The 1,288-nt window shown below is 60.3% G+C and carries 1 protein-coding gene; it reads right to left on the bottom strand.

Annotated features, from left to right (window positions below; genetic code table 11):
- Window positions 1–122: 122 nt before the first annotated feature.
- Window positions 123–1,208, bottom strand: coding sequence for an IS5 family transposase (locus tag IVA81_RS19120; RefSeq protein WP_247320873.1), 1,086 nt, complete (start codon window positions 1,206–1,208; stop codon window positions 123–125).
- Window positions 1,209–1,288 lie beyond the last annotated feature (80 nt).

Here is a 1,288-nt window from a genome sequence, read left to right as displayed (position 1 = left end):
CAGTCTGCTGAAAAACCTTGAAATGGAGGGTTTTCTTGTTCTGGCCGGTCGTTGTTGGGGCGAGGCGGCGGAGTTGGATGTAATTTTTGGCCTGTTGTTGGGTGCCCCCTGACGCGGGGTGGCTAAGCGGCAAGCAGTTTGGGAATGCGGATCAGGTTATAGGCGATCAGATTGAGCAGGAAGTCGGCGGCGACGCGGGCGACGCCACGATGTTTGGTCTTGCGCATGGTGCCATGCTGCTTGCCCCATCCGAAAATGCACTCGACCATCGCCCGGCGCGATTGCGACATGCCGTACCCCGAATGCCGCGTGGTTCGTTCGTCGATGGCGCTGGTGCGGTTCTTGCCGGTTTTGGTGACGGCCTGGTTCTGTGTCACATGCGGCGTCACGCCGATGGCGCGAAGATTGGCGACATGATCGGCGGTATCGTACGCCTTGTCCTCACCGGCGGTGATGCGGCGGCCCGCGGCTTTGCGTCTCGCCTTCAGCATGACCTCCGAAGCCCGGCGTTCGGCGGTGCCATTGGCATGCGTGACCCTGCCGGCCACCGCCAGCCCATGCCGGTTCTCCATGGTGGCGTGGCCCATATAGCAAAGCTTGGCCTCCCGTCCGGCCGCCTTGCGATAAAGCCTGCTGTCCGGATCGCTGGTACTCGCATGGGTGTCGTTCTTGCGCTTCTGGCCGTGGAAGTTGGCGCCGTCATCGTCGTCGCCGCTGCCGTCCTTGGGGCGAAAACTCTTCTGCGAAGCCCAGGCTTCGATCAGCGTTCCGTCCACCGAAAAATGCTCGTCCGACAATAGTGGTTTGACCTGGGAATGGTTCAGAAGCCTGGTCATGAACTTCGTGAACACATCGCCGTTCTGCAGCCGCTCGCGGTTCTTGGTGAAGGTGGTCGGGTCCCAGACCGGATCGTCCGGCGACAGTCCCACGAACCAGCGGTACAAAAGATTGTAGTCCAGTTGCTCCATCAATTGGCGTTCCGAGCGGATGCCGTAGAACACCTGCAGCAGCAGGGCGCTCAGCAATTGCTCCGGAGGGATCGAAGGACGTCCCTCGCTGGCGTAGAGCCTCCCAAGGCTGCGGTTCAAATCACTCAACACATCCCGGACAAGTTCCCGGACCTTCCGCAGCGGATGGTTCGCTGGCACACGCTTATCCGGCGCGATGTACGAAAACAGGCCGCCCTGATCCGTAAAACTGCCGCGCATGATCGTCTACACCGATTCGAGATGATAAAGTGAATCATCAAGTCCCCTCCGTGGCGAGGGGGTTTTTCAGCAGACTGCTA

The sequence above is a fragment of the Bradyrhizobium sp. 141 genome (assembly GCF_023074055.1).
Taxonomy (GTDB): Bacteria; Pseudomonadota; Alphaproteobacteria; order Rhizobiales; family Xanthobacteraceae; genus Bradyrhizobium.
Note: the sequence above shows the minus strand (reverse complement) of the source record. Positions and strands in the feature narration are given on the sequence as shown.